Consider the following 19,198-nt stretch of genomic DNA (forward strand, 5'->3'; position numbering starts at 1 on the left):
GTAATTGCAATATTAAAATTGATGAATTGCTTGTTTTTGTAACGAATCAAATCTTTTGTATTTATATGTAAAAATGTAAGCGTTACAAAAATTAGTAAATTTAAGTTTGGAGGTGGAGAATGAATATCTTATTGGTATGTTCTGCAGGGATGTCTACTAGTTTGCTTGTTACGAAAATGGAACAAGCAGCACAGGCAAAAGGAATTCAAGCGAAGATTTGGGCAGTTGCAGGTGATGCAGCAAAGGAAAATTTAGAAAAAGCAGATGTACTACTACTTGGACCACAGGTTCGTTATCTTGCATCAGAAATGAAGAAGCTAGCTGAACCTAAGGGAATACCAGTGGATGTTATTAATCCGGTTCATTATGGTCTAATGAACGGAGAAGCAGTATTGGAAATGGCATTAAATTTGAAGAAATAACGGGGCATTTAAAAAATTAAAGAGAAAAGAAGGTGTACTGAAAGATGATGCGTTTTGCTGAAAAGTATATTATGCCGGCAGCGGCGAAGTTCGGAAACCAACGTCATTTATTAGCAATTCGTGATGCGTTAATTGGTATGATCGCAATCACGATGATTGGAGCGTTTGCAACTCTAATCAATAACTTAGGCGGAGCTATTAAAGGCTACGACAATATGATGGAAGCAATTTTTGGAGCAAACTGGAAAACACTAGGTGGAGACATTTGGTGGGGAACATTTGCATTCATGACAGTATTTGCTGTTGTTGGTATTGCCCATAAGCTAGCTCGTTCTTATGGAGACGAAGGTTTTGAAGCAATGTTAGTTGCATTGGCATCTTACTTCGTATTAGTTCCTCAATCTTTAGCTGCTGTATCGGTTACGCTTGAAGGTGGAGAAACAGCAACTGGTGGTGCTTGGGGATTCATTAGCTGGAATTCATTAAATACTACAGCACTATTTACTGGTATCATTGTAGCGATTGTTGCGACTGAGATTTTTGTTAGATTAGCAAAAGTAAAACAATTAGTAATTAAATTACCGGATGGTGTTCCGCCAGCAGTTTCAAAAGCATTCGCAAAACTATTACCAGGTATGTTAACAATTTTCATCGTAGCTTTAGTTGGATTATTATTTAGATTATATATTTCTGACGGTGTATTCTTTAACGACTGGTTAAATTCAGTACTTGTAAAACCTTTAACAAATGCTGCAGATTCATTAGGTTTCGCAGTAGCAATAGCATTCTTTGTTCACTTCTTCTGGGCATTAGGATTACATGGTCCAAACATTTTAGGTGGAATTACAACTCCATTATTAACAGCATTAGGTAACCAAAATATCGATTTATACGCAAAAAATGTAACAGACTTAGATAAATATGCAGTATTAGCTGGCCCATTCTTAGATGCATTCGTTTATATGGGTGGATCTGGTACGACAATTGGTTTACTAATCGCGATGTTTATTGTTAACCGTAGACGTAATAAACAAATGATCGCATTAGGTACTCCACCATCATTATTTAATATTAATGAACCAATCATTTTCGGTTTACCAATTGTATTAAATCCAGTTTGGTTAATTCCATTCATTTTAACGCCAATTTTATTAACAATTATTTCTTATTTAGCAGTTGCTTCACATTTAGTATACCCAGTTGTATCAACGATTCCTTGGGTTACTCCTCCAATTATTGGTGGTTATTTAGCAACAGGTGGTCATGTATCAGGTGCTGTATTAGCAGCAGTAAACGTAGTTATTTCAATCATCGTTTATTTACCGTTCGTTTTTGTAGCTGAGCGTATGGAAGTTAAAAAAGCAACAGAAACTTCTAATAATAACACTTTAAATCTTTAATAGATGTGAAGGGAAGAGTGCAAATGACTACTGACACGAATATAGAACAAATTGCATTCCAACTAATATTACATGCTGGAAACGCTAAAAGTTTATTAATGGAAGCAATGTACATTGCACGAGAAGAAAAATTTAGTGAGGCGCGAGAAAAGGTAACTGAAGCAAATGCCGAATTAAGAAAAGCTCATCATTCACAAACGACTTTAATTCAAAGTGAGGCGAATGGAGAGAAATATCCTATTAATATTTTACTTGTACATGCACAGGATCATTTAATGAACTGTTTAACAACCAGAGATTTAGTTGAAGAAATTATTTTTCTACATGAAAAAACTTCACATCTATAAATAAATGAAGGTGGTATAGCATTGGGCTATACCACCTTTCTTATGTGAAAGTGTATAATTTAGTAAATAAAACTTTTAACAATAAAACACTATTTTTTTTAGTGTGTTCATTAACCAACACACTGCTTATTGAACCAACACACTAAAGATATATCTGTGAAATATCACGATAGATTGATAACACACTAATATTATGGCTAATATGATTTACATGATCAATGAATATATTTTGAATGATCAACTACTGATATAATAGGCTTTTATTAATATTTTCAAATAATAATTATTACTTTTTAAAAAATTGGCATGGTAATTGCAATATAAAAGAGTGTAAACACAACTTAATTAGTTTGTAGTCTGTTTATTGTTTTAGATGAATAATTTTTTTCTAACTTGTAAGCGCTACAAACAGTATCTCATTTAGGAGGAATCGAAATGAATATTTTATTAGCTTGTTCAGCTGGTATGTCTACTAGTTTACTAGTAACAAAAATGGAAAATGCCGCAAAAGAAAAAGGTATTGAAGCAAAAATTTGGGCTGTGTCAGGAGATGCTGCGAAGGAAAATTTAGATAAAGCAGATGTTCTTTTATTGGGTCCTCAAGTACGTTACTTAGCATCGGAAATGAAGAAAATTGCTGAACCAAAAGGAATTCCTGTTGATGTTATTAATCCAGTACATTATGGATTAATGAACGGAGAAGCTGTATTGGAGTTAGCTCTTAGTCTTAAAAAGTAATTGAATTGAATTATTAATTTGAAAATAAAGGAGCTCTATGACAATGATGAATTTTATAGAAAAGTATATCATGCCAACTGCTGGTAAAATTGGTAGCCAACGTCATTTATTAGCGATCCGTGATGCGTTAATCGGAATGATTGCAATTACAATGGTCGGTTCGTTTGCAGTATTAATCAACAACTTAGGTGGTGCTATTAAAGGCTACGATAAAATGATGGAAGCGGTTTTCGGGCTAAACTGGAAAACCTTAGGTGGAGACATTTGGTGGGGTACATTTGCATTCATGACTGTATTTGCAGTAGTGGGGATCGCAAATAAACTTGCCCGTTCATACGGAGATGAAGGTTTCGAGGCAATGTTAGTAGCACTGGCTTCATACTTTGTATTAGTACCACAATCTTTAAGTGCAGTAACTGTAACGCTTGAAAATGGTGAAACAGCAACTGGTGGTGTATGGGGTCTAGTAAACTCTACTTATACTAATTCAACTGCATTATTTACAGGTATTATTGTAGCGATTATAGCAACTGAAATATTTGTTCGTTTATCTAAAGTAAAACAATTAGTTATTAAATTACCCGATGGTGTTCCACCAGCAGTATCTAAAGCGTTTGCAAAATTGATTCCAGGTATGTTAACAATTTTCATTATAGCTTTAGTAGGATTATTATTTAGATTGTATCTATCAGATGGGGTATACTTCAACGATTGGTTAAACTCTGTACTTGTTAAACCATTAACGAATGCAGCGGATTCTTTACCTTTCGCAATTGGGATCGCGTTCTTCATTCACTTCTTCTGGGTGTTAGGATTGCATGGTCCAAACATTTTAGGTGGAATTACAACGCCACTATTTACAGCATTAGGAAATGAAAACATCGACTTAGCTGCAAAAGGTGTACAAGATTGGGATAAGTACAATGTTATGGCAGGACCATTCTTTGATGCATTCGTATTTTTAGGTGGATCTGGAGCGACACTGGGATTAATTATCTCAATGATATTAGTGAATAGAAAACGTAATAAACAAATGATTGCACTTGGTGGTGCGCCTGGTATTTTCCAAATTAATGAACCGGTGCTTTTCGGTTTGCCAATCGTATTAAATCCAATGTGGTTTATTCCATTTATCGGAACGCCGATTGTATTAACAATCACTTCATATTTATCGATTTCATGGGGATTAGTACATCCTGTTACAACAAACATTCCTTGGGTTACACCAGCAATTTTTGGTGGTTGGTTATCAACAGGTGGTCACATTTCAGGTGCCATCTTAGCAGCGGTAAACTTAGCAATCTCAATTTTAATTTATATTCCTTTTGTTATAATGCAAGAGCGAATTGACATCAGAAAAATTAAAGAGGCAGCAAATAATCAAAGTGCTTCTATGTAATAGTTTGAGGGGGATACAAAATGAGTACTATAGTGAATGTTGAGCAAACAGCGTTTCAATTAATCTTACATTCTGGTAATGCAAAAAGTTCATTAATGGAAGCAATGCAAGCTGCTCGTGAAGGGAATTTAGATGAAGCGCACCGTAAGATTGATGAAGCAAAGGTAGAATTAAACCATGCACATCATGCTCAAACTTCGCTGATTCAGGGTGAAGCTCGCGGAGAAAAAGTAGAATTAAATATTCTATTGATTCATGCACAAGATCACTTAATGAATACTTTAACAATGAGAGATTTAGTAACTGAGATTATTCATTTACATGAAAAAATTAACAAATAAAAAATAGAATAATAATGAAGGAGAAAAGTAGTTAACCAAATTTGATTTAGCTACTTTTCTTTTATAGAACTTGTATAGAAAACTAGGTATGAAAGCATGCAAAATAGAGTGTAAGGAGTGGGGAGAATGAGTAACGGTATTAAAATTGTAACAATCGGTGGCGGTTCTAGTTATACTCCTGAGTTAGTCGAGGGGTTTATTAAGCGATATGACGAACTGCCTGTAAGAGAATTATGGTTAGTTGATATTGAAGCTGGAAAAGAAAAGCTTGAAATTGTTGGTAATTTGGCAAAACGTATGGTTGCAAAAGCTGGCGTACCAATGGAAATTCACTTAACTCTTGATCGCCGTGAAGCATTAAAAGACGCTGATTTTGTAACTACTCAATTCCGTGTTGGTTTACTTGAGGCACGTATGAAAGACGAAAGGATTCCTCTAAAATATGGAGTAATCGGTCAAGAAACTAACGGTCCAGGTGGATTATTTAAAGCCCTTCGTACAATCCCTGTTATTTTAGATGTCGTAAAAGATATGGAAGAACTTTGTCCAAATGCATGGTTAGTAAACTTTACAAATCCAACTGGTATTTTAACAGAAGCTATTTTACGATATACGAATTTCCGTAAAGTAGTTGGTTTATGTAATGTTCCGATTCATATTCATATGAATATTGCAAAAGGATTAGGGGTTGAGCCTGAACGTGTTCATATTGATTTCATGGGCTTAAATCACATGGTTTATGGAACAAAAGTATTATTAGATGGTGAAGATGTTACAAGCAGAGTAATTAGTGAATTTGCTCGTCCGACAGAAAGTATGACGATGCAAAATATTAAAGCGATGGATTGGAATCCTGACTTTATTGAAGCGTTAGGTGCAATCCCTTGTCCTTACCACCGTTACTACTATCAATCAAAAGTAATGCTGGAAGAAGAATTGGAAGCAGCGAAAAAAGACGGAACGCGTGCAGAAGTCGTTAAAAAATTAGAAGATGATTTATTTGAGCTTTATAAAGATCCAAATTTAAATATTAAACCACCTCAATTAGAAAAACGTGGTGGAGCTTACTATAGCGATGCTGCTTGTCGTTTAATCTCATCTTTATATAACAATAAGTGTGATATTCAGCCAGTTAATACAATGAATAATGGTGCAATTGCTTCTATTCCTGATGATTGCGCGGTTGAAGTAAGTGCAGTCATAACGAAAGAAGGTCCAAAACCATTAACAATGGGTGATTTACCAGTCGCTGCTCGCGGATTAGTTCAGCAAATTAAATCGTTTGAACGAGTTGCAGCAGAAGCAGGCGTAACAGGTGATTACAAAACAGCATTACTTGCAATGTGTATAAATCCACTAGTTGGTTCTGATAACTTAGCAAAACAAATTTTAGATGAGATGTTAGAAGCGCATAAAGAACATTTACCACAGTTCTTTAAAAATGAAACAGTAGCAGCTAATTAATTTGTAACACGATGTTAGCAAAAAAGGATGTAGCTCGTCTAATAGAGTATCATCCTTTTTTTATCCTACGTACTGTAAAGGAGCAATCTAATGACGAAAATAATTGTTAATGCAGATGATTATGGTTATTCAAAGGGTGTTAACCTAGGTATAATTGAGGCTCATTTAAATGGAATTGTAAATTCAGCAACTATGATGATGAATATGTATGCAGTAGAGCATGGTGTTGAATTAGCTAAAAAATATCCAACATTAGGACTTGGCGTTCATTTAGTTCTAACTGCCGGAAAGCCTTTACTTGAGGGGTTAGAAGCAATAGTAGATCAAAATGGGGTTTTCCTCAAACAAACTTATTGGTACGGTAATCCAACTGAGGCAAGCGTTGATGAAGTTGAACAAGAATGGGATGCCCAAATTCAAAGGTTCTTGTCTTTTGGACTAACACCTACGCATCTTGATAGCCATCACCATGTACACATGATTCCTGTTCTCCAACCAGTTATTGCTAAATTGTCTCAAAAGTATGATTTACCTGTTCGAATCTCAGAAGACCATGCTATTGATGGCATCAAACCTTTTACAGATCAATTATTAACTGACTTTTATGGAAGTGACATACCATTTGATTACTTTGAAACCATTACTGAACGAATAAAAAATGGAGTAGGGTCAGTCGAGGTTATGGTGCATCCAGCTTTAGTAGATAATCACTTGAAAAATGGTACTTCCTATTGTTTTGAAAGGTTAACTGAGTTAGATATTTTAACGACTGCAAAGCTTCCAAGAGAGCTTGAATTAGTAAAATATTAAAGATAGACTTTATCAAAGTGTATGATATCTTAAACTGGCCGAAAATAAAAAGCCACTTTTCTCTATTTTATATAGAAGAAAGTGGCTTTTTTTTAGTTTGTTATAGGCTCTTCATTGCGGGAATAAAATTCTAGTAAATAACATATTTCATCATCAGGAATGATGATATCGCATGCTTCTTCAATTTGTTGAAGTATTTTTTTCATTTTTAGATAAAGCATGTAGTGAGTATTGATTTTATCTTCTTTGTTTTTAAATGGAGTTAGTGGCTCTTCATTTTGAATGCGATTGATCATACAACTCATATGAAGAACGATTCCCATTAAATCCTCATTTTTAAAGAAACGACCTGTTTGTACTTGGATATCATTTAATGAACGTCGGATGACACTAATAACGTTTTTAGCGTTGTTTAATGAAATTGTATCTTGTAAGGTTTCGGCCATTTTTAAATATGTTTCCTCATAAGTGATTAGTTCTTGTATCCTTTTTGTTGCTTTCATATTTAGGACATCCTGTAGGTGGAATGTATTATAAGGAACATGAATGTCAAAATTGGAGACTATGCAAACAATATTCCGTTCTTTTGATATATCATTTAACATTTTCTGTAATTCTTCCTTATTTAAAAGGCTAATTGGCACAATTTCTATCATCTCTTTATCATAGAACAAGTTATTACTTAGTATATTTTTAATGGCGATAGCACTTCCCTGACCAGTCAGACATGCAGTTAGAATAACAGAGCGGTAAAATTCAGTTGTTTTTTTCTTACTTGAATGTGCATTAATAAAGAAAGTAGTAAGATTACGAACATCTTGATAAAGTTCATCTAAACTATAACCAAGAGTAGCTTTTCTAGATGCTTCGATTACATGTGCTGTACTTACCATTTGAATGACACGAACTGGGATGGAACATTCTGCTTCAATAATGTCACCGATATATGCCAAAGAACCCATATCAATGCATAGTAAAATGCCATTTAATTTGCCTAACGATTTTATATACTCTTTGACCCTGTTTAAAAAATCTTGAGGTGGTTCGCTTAATGGCATATCGATTCCAATGACTTCATCATTTTCCAATAACTCATTTGTAACTGATGCCATTTCTTTGGCGATTCCATTACCATGAGCTAGAACGATTACTTTAACATTCGAATTTTGTTCTTTGAAATCTTCATTTCCATAAACGAAAAACATTGTAATAAAAGCGACTTCATCAAATGGGATAGAGACATTTGTATAATCTTCAATCATTTTTACACATTCAATTGAAATTGAAAATTCATTTTTATATTGATCACGAATTTGCGTTATATTTGGATGGTAAATCTTCTTGTTTGACTGAATACGTTGTAAGAGAGTTTGAATGTGCAAACTGAATGCCACAAGAATTTTCTCACTAAACTTCTTATTTAATTTTTCTTCAGCCAGTTTTAATACTTTTTCAGTTAATGTAACAATTTCAGGCTGCATGATTTTTTGAATGTTTTCTTTACTTGAGAGTTTACGATTGATTGAAGTTAAGTAGTGTGTAAAATAACTTTCAATATCGTTCTCCATTAGTAAAGATAGTTCATCTTGTGCGACTCCTCGCTGTTTCAATTCTTCATATTTCGTATCAATACGGTCATAGATTGTATCAGTATCATCCATTTGCGGATTACTAATCATGCCTTTTGTTGGTGAAAATTCAAAATGCTCGTTTAAAAGAGTGATTGAATGCTTCACTTTTTTCTCTATAAACAATCCTTCCTTCACATACCAATTTAAATCAGTACTGTAAATTCGGATTTTATCGTTTTGATTTGTAATAAAGTCTGCATATGCTTTCGCACACGCCAATTGAATATCTGCTTTTAATTGTCCGATATTGTTTTGACAAGGATAGAAAAGAAACGAACGAATCGTATTTGCACTGACAACAATTTCTTTACCAAGACGAAGACTTTCTTCTGAGAAAAATCTTTTTATCAATGTGAATCTTTCTTCATAAGTTCGATCACGTAAAGCTGGTAATTTAATAACCATCGGAATTCGACGAGTAAAAGTAGATAATAAAGTTGAGCTCGGATCTTCTGTTGTAGCAGAAATAATGAGTACGTTTGATGTACGTTCGTTCTCAGTCTCTCCTAGTCGTCTATACAACTTGTAGTCGATGAATGTAAATAACATTTCTTGGCCTTCAGGTGTAAGACGATGAATCTCATCTAAAAATAAAATTCCATTATTCGCCTTTTCAAGTAAACCCTTTTGTTCTGTTGCTCCCGTGTATGCACCTTTTCTTACCCCGAAAAGTTGACCTAATAAAAGCTGAGGATTATTTGCATAATCAGCACAGTTAAATATAATGAAAGGGGAATCTTTACTTAATATATTTGAGCGAATAGCAAACTCGTGCATTTTAGCTGCAAATGCAGATTTACCTACTCCTGTTTCACCTAGTATCAAAGTGTGCATTCCATTCGGAGGATAGAGTATAGCTGATCTTGCTTTTTCAATTGCAGGTCTTAAACTAATGTTCTCATCATAAAAGTATTCGTACTTATATTCAGAGGAAGATTTTTCTCCTGGAACAGTAGCCTGTTGATTTACTTTTGAGTTCACATTCGATTGAAGCTTAAATAAGACAGGTCTAGAATTTGTTTTGTCTAATAAGCCTTCTTTTACTAATTTATTTAAATCACTGCTAACGTTTGCACGATCTAAATTTAGCATTGTTGCAATTTCATTTGCAGTATAGCCTTGTGCATTACTTTGTTGGACAAAAACTTCATAAATTTGGTTTTTTCTATTCATATTAGCCCACCTGTAATTTGAAGTTGTATACTTTTACTATACAGGAAATAGTAAACGTTTTCACTATATTTTAATTTTGAAACAATTCGTCAAGTACTATGAAAAAGTTTAATATCGAGTAAAATAGTCTTAAGGGAGTGAAGTAGTATGGAAATGAATTTAATGCAAAAACAATCATTAAAACTAGCTATGACCCAAGAACTGCGACAAGCCATTACAATGCTTCAGTATAATGCCCAAGAGCTAACTGATTTTTTATTTGAGCAATCATTAGAAAATCCATTAATTGAAGTTGAAACTCCTTATAGCGATTATTCATCAAGAAAAGTCAGTAAGCAAACTACTACTCACGATCATGGTATGGAATTGTATACACGTAAGACAGAAAGCTTGCAGGAAGAACTAATAAGTCAACTGAATGAGTTGAAATTAGATCATGATGAATATCGGATTATAAAATATTTAATATATAACATAGATAAGAACGGATTTTTAATGGAAACCGATGAAGAGCTTGTAAGTGAACTAGGGATTTCGTATTCACAATTACAGATAGGTATCGAAATACTACAAAAATTTGAACCAGCTGGTGTAGGTGCTAGATCTGTAAAAGAGTGTTTATCCATTCAATTAAACAGACTTGATCGTGACACAACAATTGCCAAACAAATTATGAACGAACACTTTGAAATGTTCGTCAATAAAAATTGGAAAGAGATAGCGAAAAAGTTGAAGATGAGTTTAGGGGAACTACAAAAAGAAATTGATTTAATATTATCATTACAACCTAGACCTGGTTTGAACTATTATCAAGACCAAGTGAATTATGTAGCGCCTGATTTATCTGTTGAAAAAATAGGTGAAGAATTTGTTGTATTAATTAATGATAAAATCATGCCAAGGCTAAAAGTATTAAATGAATACTCTTCAATTTTAAGTGGTCAACATGAAAAAGAAGTATCTGCTTATTTAAAGGATAAAAATTCTCAAGTAAACTGGTTAATGAAAAGTCTTGAAGAACGAAAATCAACAATGCTATCAGTAATGAATTGTATCCTTCATAAACAGTTAGCGTTCTTTGACAAAGGACCAGCACATTTAAAATCACTAACTTTGAAAGAAATTGCTGAAGAGCTATCACTACATGAATCAACAATCAGTCGTACTTGCAAAAATAAGTATGTACAAACACCATTTGGATTGTTTGAAATGAAACAATTTTTCCATCAAGGCGTAAGTGCTGATGGCGAAGAGCTTGCTTCTACGAGTATTCAGGTGTTTATTAAACAGCTAGTTGATGAAGAAAATAAAGAAAAGCCATTATCAGATCAGAAGTTAGTAGAACTACTATCACAAAAGCACGGCGTTGAGATTTCTAGACGAACTGTTGCTAAATATAGAGATATATTGAGGATACCTGGATCTTCAAAACGAAAGCGCTTTAGTTAAAAGGAGAACAATTGCATGACAATCAAGTTAACATTTTTCACAAAAGAAAATTGCGGCTTATGTAATGAAGCAAAAGAAATCATTGAATCGCTTCGATTAGAACATAAAATAGAAGTAACTGAAATTGATATCTATTCATATGATGAATTATTAGAGAAATATCAGTTGATGATTCCTGTCATTCAAATCAACGGCGAAACCATTGCTTATGGGAAAATTCATAAAAACGACATATTAAATGCCATTAAATAGGTGCTTATCTATTGAAAGAAATAGGTAACCCTGTTACAATGTAAATGTAGCAGGGTTATTTCATTTCTGGAGTATATCTTGTATCAAAAAACATCGTTGTAAAACGTTGTAATTTTTTTATAACAAGTGGGACATAATACGTCATAGTGGGACTTATTTCGTCCATCAGAAATACTCTGCGAAAGAGGAGATGAAAATGAACCATATTTTGAAGCTACAACACAAATTGTTACCCGATTTAATTCCGGTTATCCAAAAAAGATTCTTGATCCTACAATACATTCGAATTATGCAACCGATTGGTCGTAGAAATTTGTCAGTTAGCGTGGGAATAACAGAAAGAGTACTTAGATCAGAAGTTTCTCTTTTAAAGGAGCAGAGATTAATTAATGTTGCTTCCTCAGGAATGACATTAACGGATGAAGGACTAAGCCTACTTCTGGATTTAGAACAACCAATGCGTGAACTATTTGGCTTGAAAAACATCGAAGACCAATTGAAGGATATGTTTAACCTGAAAGAAGTTATCGTCGTTTCGGGCGATAGTGATGAGTTGGCTTGGGTTAAAAAAGAGATGGGCCGTGCAACCGTTGGCTGTATAAACCAAAGGATAGAAACAAATAATATTGTTGCTGTTACTGGTGGTTCCACTTTAGCTGCCGTAGCTGAAATGATGAATGCAGACTCGAAAGAACTTAATCCTTTATTCGTACCAGCTAGAGGTGGTTTAGGGGAAGAAGTACGAAACCAAGCAAATACAATTTGTGCAAAAATGGCCGAAATGGCAAAAGGTAATTATCGTTTATTACATTTACCAGATGAATTAAGTGAGGATGCATATCTCACAATGATGGAAGAACCGAGAGTAAAAGAGGTTCTAAATTTAATTCGTTCTTCGTCAATGGTGATTCATGGTATCGGTGAAGCATTTACAATGGCAAAACGAAGGCAATCATCTTCTGAACAATTAGAAACATTGATTGAATCTGAGGCCGTTGGAGAAGCATTTGGGTATTATTTTAATGAAAATGGCGAAGATGTCTATAAGGTGCGAACAATTGGTTTGCAGCTTGATGAATTAAAAAATATACCGTATGTGTTGGCGGTGGCTGGAGGATCTTCAAAGGCGAAATCAATTGCTTCTTTCTTAAAGAAAGGGCATGTAAACATTCTCGTAACAGATGAAGGCGCAGCAAGAGAGTTAATTAAAGGAAACCCTTTAACTATATAAAAAATTAGATTCTACCTACTAAAAGGAGGAAATTATAATGGCAACTAAAATTGGTATTAATGGATTTGGACGTATTGGACGTATGGTTTTCCGTGCAGCTTTAAAAAACCCTAATGTAGAGGTTGTTGCAATTAACGACTTAACAGATGCTCAAACATTAGCACACTTATTAAAATATGATTCAGTACACGGTGGAGTTGACGCTGAAGTAACAGTAAATGGTGATTCTATCGTTGTTAACGGTAGCGAAATCAAAGTTATTGCTGAGCGTGACCCAGCAGTTTTACCTTGGAGCGATTACGGAGTAGAAGTAGTAGTTGAGTCTACTGGTCGTTTCACAGATAAAAAAGACGCTGAAAAACATTTAGGTGGATCAGTTAAAAAAGTAATTATCTCTGCACCAGCTTCAAACGAAGATATCACAATCGTTATGGGTGTAAACGAAGATAAGTATGATGCGGCTAGCCACAACGTACTTTCAAATGCTTCATGTACAACTAACTGTTTAGCTCCTTTCGCTAAAGTATTAGACGAAAGATTTGGTATCAAACGTGGTATGATGACAACTGTTCACTCTTACACAAATGACCAACAAATCTTAGATTTACCACACAAAGATTTACGTCGTGCACGTGCTGCTGCTATGAGCATGATCCCTACAACAACTGGTGCTGCTAAAGCTGTTTCATTAGTATTACCACAATTAAAAGGTAAATTAAACGGTGGAGCTGTTCGTGTTCCAACTGCTAACGTATCATTAGTTGACCTTGTTGTAGAATTAAATGCTGAAGTTACAGCTGAAGAAGTAAATGCTGCATTCAAAGCTGCTGCTGAAGGCGAATTAAAAGGTATCTTAGGATACTCAGAAGAGCCATTAGTATCAATCGATTATAACGGATGTTCTAACTCTTCAACAATCGATGCATTATCTACAATGACTATGGAAGGTAACATGGTTAAAATCCTTTCTTGGTACGATAACGAAACTGGTTACTCTACACGTGTAGTTGACTTAGTAGATTACATCGCTTCTAAAGGCCTATAATTTCAATAGAAAAATAAATACGAGGGCGAGGACATTCCTCCCCTCTTTTATATGAAATAAATCTTCTTTAGGTCAATCACCCAACAAAAATGTAAAAATTACTCAAGAAATTAATTCCAATTAATATACATAATCTGTTAAAATTGCGGTGACAATATCACAGAATAGAAGGCTATTTGTAGAAATATGAATAGTTTCGTCAGTTCTGAGAAGAAAATTTTCAATATCTAATTGGCTTTTTTACAATTCAATGGATAGTGGAATGAATATGAAAAATGTACTGGAGGCACCTACAATGAACAAAAAGTCTTTACGTGACATTGATGTAAAGGGCAAACGCGTATTTTGCCGTGTAGATTTTAACGTACCAATGGCAAATGGTGAAGTAACAGATGAGACACGTATTCGTGCTGCACTTCCTACTATTCAATATTTAGTAGAAAACGGAGCAAAAGTAATTTTAGCTTCTCATTTAGGACGTCCAAAAGGACAAGTAAATGAAGAATTACGCTTAAATGCTGTTGCAAAACGTTTAAGTGAAAAATTGGGTAAAGAAGTTCTTAAATCTGATGAAGCTTACGGAACGAAAGTTCAAGAAGAAATCAGCAAAATGAACGAAGGCGATGTTTTATTATTAGAAAACGTTCGTTTCTACCCAGGTGAAGAGAAGAATGATGAAGTTCTATCTAAAGAATTTGCTGCTCTTGCTGATGTATATGTAAATGATGCATTTGGTGCTGCTCACCGTGCACATGCTACAACAGCTGGAATCGCTAAACATATCCCTGCAGTAGCTGGTTTCCTTATGGAAAAAGAAATCAATGTATTAGGTAAAGCACTTTCTAACCCAGAACGTCCTTTCACAGCAATCATTGGTGGAGCAAAAGTTCGAGATAAAATAGGTGTAATTGAGAACTTATTAGAAAAAGTTGACCACTTAATTATTGGTGGTGGCCTTGCTTACACATTCCTTAAAGCAAAAGGATTTGAAATTGGTAAATCTCTTTTAGAAGAAGATAAAATTGACTTAGCGAATGAATTTATGCAAAAAGCCGAAGCAAAAGGCGTGAAATTCCATATGCCAATTGATGTAGTAATTGCTGATAAATTCGGTGAAGATGCAAATACAAAAGTTGTAGATATCGATCAAATTCCTGCTGATTGGGAAGCTCTTGATATTGGGCCAAAAACAACAGCTCTTTATGCTGACGTGATCAAAAACTCTAAGTTAGTTATTTGGAATGGACCAATGGGCGTATTTGAAATCGATAAATTTGCTCAAGGAACAATAGGTGTTGCTCAAGCATTAGCAGATTCTGACGCTTACTCTATTATTGGTGGCGGAGATTCAGCTGCAGCTGCAGAAAAATTTGGATTAGCAGAACAAATGAGCCATATTTCTACTGGTGGCGGTGCTTCATTAGAGTTTATGGAAGGTAAAGAACTTCCTGGCGTAGCACTTTTAAATGATAAGTAAGATACCAAGAATAAATAGTTAAAGAATATACAGTAGGATAAAAATGTCTTACTAACCGTAAGGATGGTGTTTCACATGCGTAAACCGATTATCGCAGGTAACTGGAAAATGAACAAAACGCTTAGCGAAGCAATGTCATTCGTTGAGGAAGTAAAAAATAGTGTACCAGCATCTGATAAGGTAGATGCAGCTGTTTGTGCGTCTGCACTATTTCTAGCACCAATGGTAGAAGCAGTAAAAGGAACTGATTTAAAAATTGGTTCACAAAATGTAAGTGACAAAGATAGCGGTGCATATACAGGAGAAATCAGCCCAGTTGCACTTAAAGACTTGAACGTAACTTATGCTATCATTGGACATTCAGAGCGCCGTGAATACTACAGCGAGACAGATGAATTCATTAATAGCAAAACGAAAAAAGCATTTGAACATGGTTTAACACCAATTCTTTGCTGTGGTGAAACGCTAGAGGAACGTGAAGGTGGTAAATTTGAGGAAGTTATTCGCACTCAATTAACTGCTGACCTAGCTGGCCTTACTGAAGATCAAGTAAAAAACTTAGTCATTGCATATGAACCAATTTGGGCGATTGGTACTGGTAAATCTGCTACTGAAAAAGATGCTCAAGAATCATGTAAGTTTGTTCGTGATGTTGTTGCTAGTCTTTACAATGAACCAGTTGCAGAAGCTGTACGAGTTCAATATGGTGGAAGTGTAAAACCAGAAAATATTAAAGAATATATGGCTCAACCAGATATAGACGGTGCTTTAATTGGTGGTGCAAGTCTAGAACCAGCTTCTTTCCTTGCTTTATTGGAGGCTGTTAAGTAATGAGTAAAAAGCCAGTAGCTCTAATCATCCTTGATGGATTTGGTTTGCGTGAAGAAACATTTGGTAATGCAGTTGCGCAAGCAAAAAAACCAAATTATGATAGATATTGGAATCAGTACCCACATGCACAATTAACTGCATCAGGCGAAGCAGTTGGTCTTCCAGAAGGACAAATGGGTAATTCTGAAGTTGGACATTTAAATATTGGAGCAGGACGTATCGTTTATCAAAGCTTGACGCGTGTAAATAAAGCAATACGTGAAGGTGAATTTGAAAAAAATGACACTTTTATTGATGCAATGAAGAGCGCGAAAGAAAAAGGTAAAGGACTTCATATTTTTGGTTTATTGTCTGACGGAGGTATACATAGTCACATTAACCACATGTTTGCTTTATTAAAATTAGCTGCTGAAGAAGGTTTAGAAAAAGTATATGTTCATGCTTTTCTTGATGGAAGAGATGTTGGACCGACTACAGCTAAAAAATATATAGATCTAACAGAAGCAAAATTTAAAGAAATTGGTGTAGGTGAATTTGCAACAATTTCAGGTCGTTACTACTCTATGGACCGTGATAAACGTTGGGATCGTGTAGAAAAATGCTATCGTGCAATGGTATATGGTGAAGGTCCTACTTATTCAAATCCATATGAATTAATTGAAGATTCATATGCAAATGGGATCCATGATGAGTTCGTTTTACCTTCTGTTATCGTAAAAGAAGATGGTAAACCTGTTGCAACTGTTGAAGATGATGATTCTATTATCTTCTATAATTTCCGACCAGACCGTGCAATTCAAATTTCTAATGTGTTCACAAATGAAGATTTCCGTGATTTTGATCGTGGAACAGAGTTTCCAAAGAATGTTCATTTTGTGTGCTTAACACATTTTAGTGAAACGGTTCAAGGTTATGTTGCATTTAAACCAACTAACTTAGATAATACTTTAGGTGAAGTACTAGCTCAAAATAACTTAACACAATTACGAATTGCTGAAACTGAAAAGTATCCACATGTTACATTTTTCTTCAGTGGCGGTCGTGAAGCGCAGTTCCCAGGTGAAGAGCGTATTTTAATCAATTCACCTAAGGTTGCGACTTACGATTTAAAACCTGAAATGAGTGCTTATGAAGTAAAAGATGCACTTTTAAAAGAGATTGCTGCTGATAAGCATGATGTAATTATCTTAAACTTCGCAAATCCAGATATGGTTGGTCATTCAGGGAAACTTGAGCCAACAATCAAAGCGATTGAAGCTGTGGATGAATGCTTAGGAGAAGTAGTAGATGCAATTATTGCTAAAGGTGGAAAAGCGATCATCACTGCAGACCATGGTAATGCTGATGAAGAAATTACACCAGAAGGTCAACCAATGACAGCTCATACTACAAACCCAGTTCCTGTAATAGTGACTGAAGAAGGTATTACTTTACGTGAAGATGGAATTTTAGGAGACTTAGCTCCTACTGTTCTAGATTTATTAAAAGTAGCACAACCAAACGAAATGACTGGTAAATCACTTATTAATAAGTGAACAGCAGTTAATATAAAAGTTTTACAATAAGCGTATAGCGCATTTAAAGGAGAGATTTTATTATGTCAATGATTATTGATGTTTACGCTCGCGAAGTATTAGATTCTCGTGGTAATCCTACTGTTGAAGTAGAAGTTTACACTGAAGATGGTGGCTTTGGCCGTGCATTAGTTCCAAGTGGAGCTTCAACTGGTGAATACGAAGCAGTTGAATTACGTGATGGAGACAAATCACGTTACCTTGGTAAAGGTGTAGAAAAAGCAGTATCAAACGTAAATGATATTTTAGCAGAAGAAATCGTAGGATACGAAGTAACTGAACAAACTGCAATTGACTTACGTATGATTGAATTAGATGGTACAGAAAATAAAGGTAAATTAGGTGCAAATGCAATTCTTGGTGTATCTATGGCAGTAGCTCGTGCAGCAGCTGACGAGTTAGGATTACCATTATACCAATACCTTGGTGGATTCAACGCTAAACAATTACCAGTACCAATGATGAACATCATTAATGGTGGATCTCATGCTGATAACAACGTAGACTTCCAAGAATTTATGGTATTACCTGTTGGAGCTAGCAGCTTTAAAGAAGCAATCCGTATGGGTACTGAAATCTTCCACAACTTAAAAGCTGTATTAAGTTCTAAAGGCTTAAACACTGCTGTAGGTGATGAAGGTGGATTTGCTCCTAACCTTGGTTCAAATCGTGAAGCATTAGAAGTAATTATGCAAGCAATCGAAAAAGCTGGTTACAAAGCTGGAGAAGAAGTATTCTTAGGTATGGACGTTGCCTCTTCTGAGTTCTACAACAAAGAAACTGGTAAATATGATCTTGCAGGTGAAGGCCGTACTGGCGTATCTTCAGCTGAAATGGTTGATTTCTATGAGCAACTTTGCAACGACTTCCCAATTCTTTCAATCGAAGATGGCTTAGATGAAAATGACTGGGATGGACATAAATTATTAACTGACCGTCTAGGTAAAAAAGTACAATTAGTAGGTGACGATTTATTCGTTACAAACACTAAAAAGCTTTCTGAAGGTATTGAAAAAGGTATCTCTAACTCAATCCTTATCAAAGTTAACCAAATCGGTACATTAACTGAAACATTCGAAGCAATCGAAATGGCTAAACGTGCTGGTTACACAGCTGTAGTTTCTCACCGTTCTGGTGAAACAGAAGATAGCACAATTGCTGATATCGCAGTTGCTACAAATGCTGGTCAAATCAAAACTGGTTCTGCATCTCGTACAGACCGTATCGCTAAATACAACCAATTATTACGTATTGAAGACGAGCTAGGAGAAAGCGCAGTTTACCAAGGTTTAAAATCTTTCTACAACTTACGTAAATAATTATTATAAATAACATCATAGACACAACAATATAAAAATGTATGTTAAGCAAAACAAAACATAATCCATTATAGACACTAAAAAGAGAAGGCCCCTTACCTTCTCTTTTTTTGTGTTTATATTTAATTTCAACAGCTTTTTTTCTAATCCTTGTCTTATGCTTGTCGGGGCAGGGCGAGTTGCCTCCAATTTTCTTATTGTCTAGTTCTAGCGCCTAGCCCCTCGAGGTCATAAGCCAATGCCAATAAAAGTTAAAAAGCAACTTTTCTAGTCCTTGTCTTATGCTTGTCGGGGC

Annotated in this window: 17 protein-coding genes; 16 read left to right on the forward strand and 1 reads right to left on the reverse strand. The window is 34.9% G+C overall.

Annotation, left to right across the window (positions count from 1 at the left end):
* The first annotated feature begins 119 nt into the window (after nucleotides 1-119).
* The 8 genes from ACX6U0_RS19550 (at nucleotide 120) to chbG (ending at nucleotide 6,921) form a co-directional block, all read left to right on the forward strand.
* Complete coding sequence (locus ACX6U0_RS19550; protein ID WP_088000782.1) at nucleotides 120-422, forward strand: PTS sugar transporter subunit IIB; 303 nt, start codon at nucleotides 120-122, stop codon at nucleotides 420-422.
* Between the two features lie 44 nt (nucleotides 423-466).
* Nucleotides 467-1,822, forward strand: a complete 1,356-nt coding sequence (locus ACX6U0_RS19555) for a PTS sugar transporter subunit IIC (RefSeq protein WP_464961528.1) — start codon at nucleotides 467-469, stop codon at nucleotides 1,820-1,822.
* Nucleotides 1,823-1,845: 23 nt separating this feature from the next.
* On the forward strand, nucleotides 1,846-2,169 hold the full coding sequence (locus ACX6U0_RS19560) for a PTS lactose/cellobiose transporter subunit IIA (protein WP_464961529.1): 324 nt from the start codon (nucleotides 1,846-1,848) through the stop codon (nucleotides 2,167-2,169).
* Nucleotides 2,170-2,604: 435 nt separating this feature from the next.
* On the forward strand, nucleotides 2,605-2,907 hold the full coding sequence (locus tag ACX6U0_RS19565; RefSeq protein WP_464961530.1) for a lactose/cellobiose PTS transporter subunit IIB: 303 nt from the start codon (nucleotides 2,605-2,607) through the stop codon (nucleotides 2,905-2,907).
* Between the two features lie 43 nt (nucleotides 2,908-2,950).
* A complete protein-coding gene (locus ACX6U0_RS19570; RefSeq protein ID WP_464961531.1) occupies nucleotides 2,951-4,306 on the forward strand; it encodes a PTS sugar transporter subunit IIC in 1,356 nt (451 codons plus the stop codon).
* Between the two features lie 20 nt (nucleotides 4,307-4,326).
* On the forward strand, nucleotides 4,327-4,647 hold the full coding sequence (locus ACX6U0_RS19575; RefSeq protein ID WP_464961532.1) for a PTS lactose/cellobiose transporter subunit IIA: 321 nt from the start codon (nucleotides 4,327-4,329) through the stop codon (nucleotides 4,645-4,647).
* Nucleotides 4,648-4,773: 126 nt separating this feature from the next.
* Nucleotides 4,774-6,111, forward strand: coding sequence for a 6-phospho-beta-glucosidase (locus ACX6U0_RS19580; protein WP_464961533.1), 1,338 nt, complete (start codon nucleotides 4,774-4,776; stop codon nucleotides 6,109-6,111).
* Between the two features lie 90 nt (nucleotides 6,112-6,201).
* Nucleotides 6,202-6,921, forward strand: coding sequence for a chitin disaccharide deacetylase (gene chbG / locus ACX6U0_RS19585; protein WP_464961534.1), 720 nt, complete (start codon nucleotides 6,202-6,204; stop codon nucleotides 6,919-6,921).
* Nucleotides 6,922-7,013: 92 nt separating this feature from the next.
* Here chbG and ACX6U0_RS19590 read toward each other — a convergent pair whose 3' ends face one another.
* On the reverse strand, nucleotides 7,014-9,725 hold the full coding sequence (locus tag ACX6U0_RS19590) for a sigma 54-interacting transcriptional regulator (RefSeq protein ID WP_464961535.1): 2,712 nt from the start codon (nucleotides 9,723-9,725) through the stop codon (nucleotides 7,014-7,016).
* A 147-nt stretch (nucleotides 9,726-9,872) separates the two neighbouring features.
* On the opposite strand from ACX6U0_RS19590, the gene rpoN reads away from it, so the two are divergent.
* The 8 genes from rpoN to eno all read left to right on the forward strand — a co-directional run bounded on the left by rpoN (nucleotide 9,873) and on the right by eno (nucleotide 18,903).
* The gene (gene rpoN, locus ACX6U0_RS19595) at nucleotides 9,873-11,174 is read left to right on the forward strand and encodes an RNA polymerase factor sigma-54 (RefSeq protein WP_464961536.1); all 1,302 of its coding nucleotides are present in this window, start codon (nucleotides 9,873-9,875) and stop codon (nucleotides 11,172-11,174) included.
* A 15-nt stretch (nucleotides 11,175-11,189) separates the two neighbouring features.
* Complete coding sequence (locus ACX6U0_RS19600; RefSeq protein WP_464961537.1) at nucleotides 11,190-11,426, forward strand: glutaredoxin family protein; 237 nt, start codon at nucleotides 11,190-11,192, stop codon at nucleotides 11,424-11,426.
* Nucleotides 11,427-11,622: 196 nt separating this feature from the next.
* Complete coding sequence (locus ACX6U0_RS19605; RefSeq protein WP_464961538.1) at nucleotides 11,623-12,657, forward strand: sugar-binding transcriptional regulator; 1,035 nt, start codon at nucleotides 11,623-11,625, stop codon at nucleotides 12,655-12,657.
* Nucleotides 12,658-12,694: 37 nt separating this feature from the next.
* Nucleotides 12,695-13,702, forward strand: a complete 1,008-nt coding sequence (gene gap, locus ACX6U0_RS19610; RefSeq protein ID WP_464961539.1) for a type I glyceraldehyde-3-phosphate dehydrogenase — start codon at nucleotides 12,695-12,697, stop codon at nucleotides 13,700-13,702.
* Nucleotides 13,703-13,997: 295 nt separating this feature from the next.
* Nucleotides 13,998-15,179, forward strand: coding sequence for a phosphoglycerate kinase (locus ACX6U0_RS19615; RefSeq protein WP_464961540.1), 1,182 nt, complete (start codon nucleotides 13,998-14,000; stop codon nucleotides 15,177-15,179).
* A gap of 75 nt (nucleotides 15,180-15,254) precedes the next feature.
* Nucleotides 15,255-16,010 (forward strand): triose-phosphate isomerase, encoded by a 756-nt coding sequence (gene tpiA, locus ACX6U0_RS19620; RefSeq protein WP_464961541.1) that lies wholly within the window; start codon nucleotides 15,255-15,257, stop codon nucleotides 16,008-16,010.
* Nucleotides 16,010-17,545, forward strand: coding sequence for a 2,3-bisphosphoglycerate-independent phosphoglycerate mutase (gene gpmI / locus ACX6U0_RS19625; protein WP_464961542.1), 1,536 nt, complete (start codon nucleotides 16,010-16,012; stop codon nucleotides 17,543-17,545). The genes tpiA and gpmI overlap by 1 nt, the downstream gene beginning before the upstream one ends.
* 62 nt (nucleotides 17,546-17,607) lie before the next feature.
* A complete protein-coding gene (gene eno / locus ACX6U0_RS19630; RefSeq protein ID WP_464961543.1) occupies nucleotides 17,608-18,903 on the forward strand; it encodes a phosphopyruvate hydratase in 1,296 nt (431 codons plus the stop codon).
* Nucleotides 18,904-19,198 lie beyond the last annotated feature (295 nt).

Source organism: Gottfriedia sp. ABJ_BB2_2, assembly GCF_055484705.1.

Excerpts from the sequence above, each read along its gene's own strand:
- ACX6U0_RS19615 (WP_464961540.1), top strand. The coding sequence starts at position 13,998 with ATGAACAAAAAGTCTTTACGTGACATTGATGTAAAGGGCAAACGCGTA.
- ACX6U0_RS19565 (WP_464961530.1), top strand. The coding sequence starts at position 2,605 with ATGAATATTTTATTAGCTTGTTCAGCTGGTATGTCTACTAGTTTACTA.
- eno (WP_464961543.1), top strand. The coding sequence starts at position 17,608 with ATGTCAATGATTATTGATGTTTACGCTCGCGAAGTATTAGATTCTCGT.
- ACX6U0_RS19580 (WP_464961533.1), top strand. The coding sequence starts at position 4,774 with ATGAGTAACGGTATTAAAATTGTAACAATCGGTGGCGGTTCTAGTTAT.
- chbG (WP_464961534.1), top strand. The coding sequence starts at position 6,202 with ATGACGAAAATAATTGTTAATGCAGATGATTATGGTTATTCAAAGGGT.
- rpoN (WP_464961536.1), top strand. The coding sequence starts at position 9,873 with ATGGAAATGAATTTAATGCAAAAACAATCATTAAAACTAGCTATGACC.
- gap (WP_464961539.1), top strand. The coding sequence starts at position 12,695 with ATGGCAACTAAAATTGGTATTAATGGATTTGGACGTATTGGACGTATG.
- tpiA (WP_464961541.1), top strand. The coding sequence starts at position 15,255 with ATGCGTAAACCGATTATCGCAGGTAACTGGAAAATGAACAAAACGCTT.
- ACX6U0_RS19605 (WP_464961538.1), top strand. The coding sequence starts at position 11,623 with ATGAACCATATTTTGAAGCTACAACACAAATTGTTACCCGATTTAATT.
- gpmI (WP_464961542.1), top strand. The coding sequence starts at position 16,010 with ATGAGTAAAAAGCCAGTAGCTCTAATCATCCTTGATGGATTTGGTTTG.
- ACX6U0_RS19550 (WP_088000782.1), top strand. The coding sequence starts at position 120 with ATGAATATCTTATTGGTATGTTCTGCAGGGATGTCTACTAGTTTGCTT.
- ACX6U0_RS19590 (WP_464961535.1), bottom strand. The coding sequence starts at position 9,725 with ATGAATAGAAAAAACCAAATTTATGAAGTTTTTGTCCAACAAAGTAAT.
- ACX6U0_RS19575 (WP_464961532.1), top strand. The coding sequence starts at position 4,327 with ATGAGTACTATAGTGAATGTTGAGCAAACAGCGTTTCAATTAATCTTA.
- ACX6U0_RS19560 (WP_464961529.1), top strand. The coding sequence starts at position 1,846 with ATGACTACTGACACGAATATAGAACAAATTGCATTCCAACTAATATTA.
- ACX6U0_RS19600 (WP_464961537.1), top strand. The coding sequence starts at position 11,190 with ATGACAATCAAGTTAACATTTTTCACAAAAGAAAATTGCGGCTTATGT.
- ACX6U0_RS19570 (WP_464961531.1), top strand. The coding sequence starts at position 2,951 with ATGATGAATTTTATAGAAAAGTATATCATGCCAACTGCTGGTAAAATT.
- ACX6U0_RS19555 (WP_464961528.1), top strand. The coding sequence starts at position 467 with ATGATGCGTTTTGCTGAAAAGTATATTATGCCGGCAGCGGCGAAGTTC.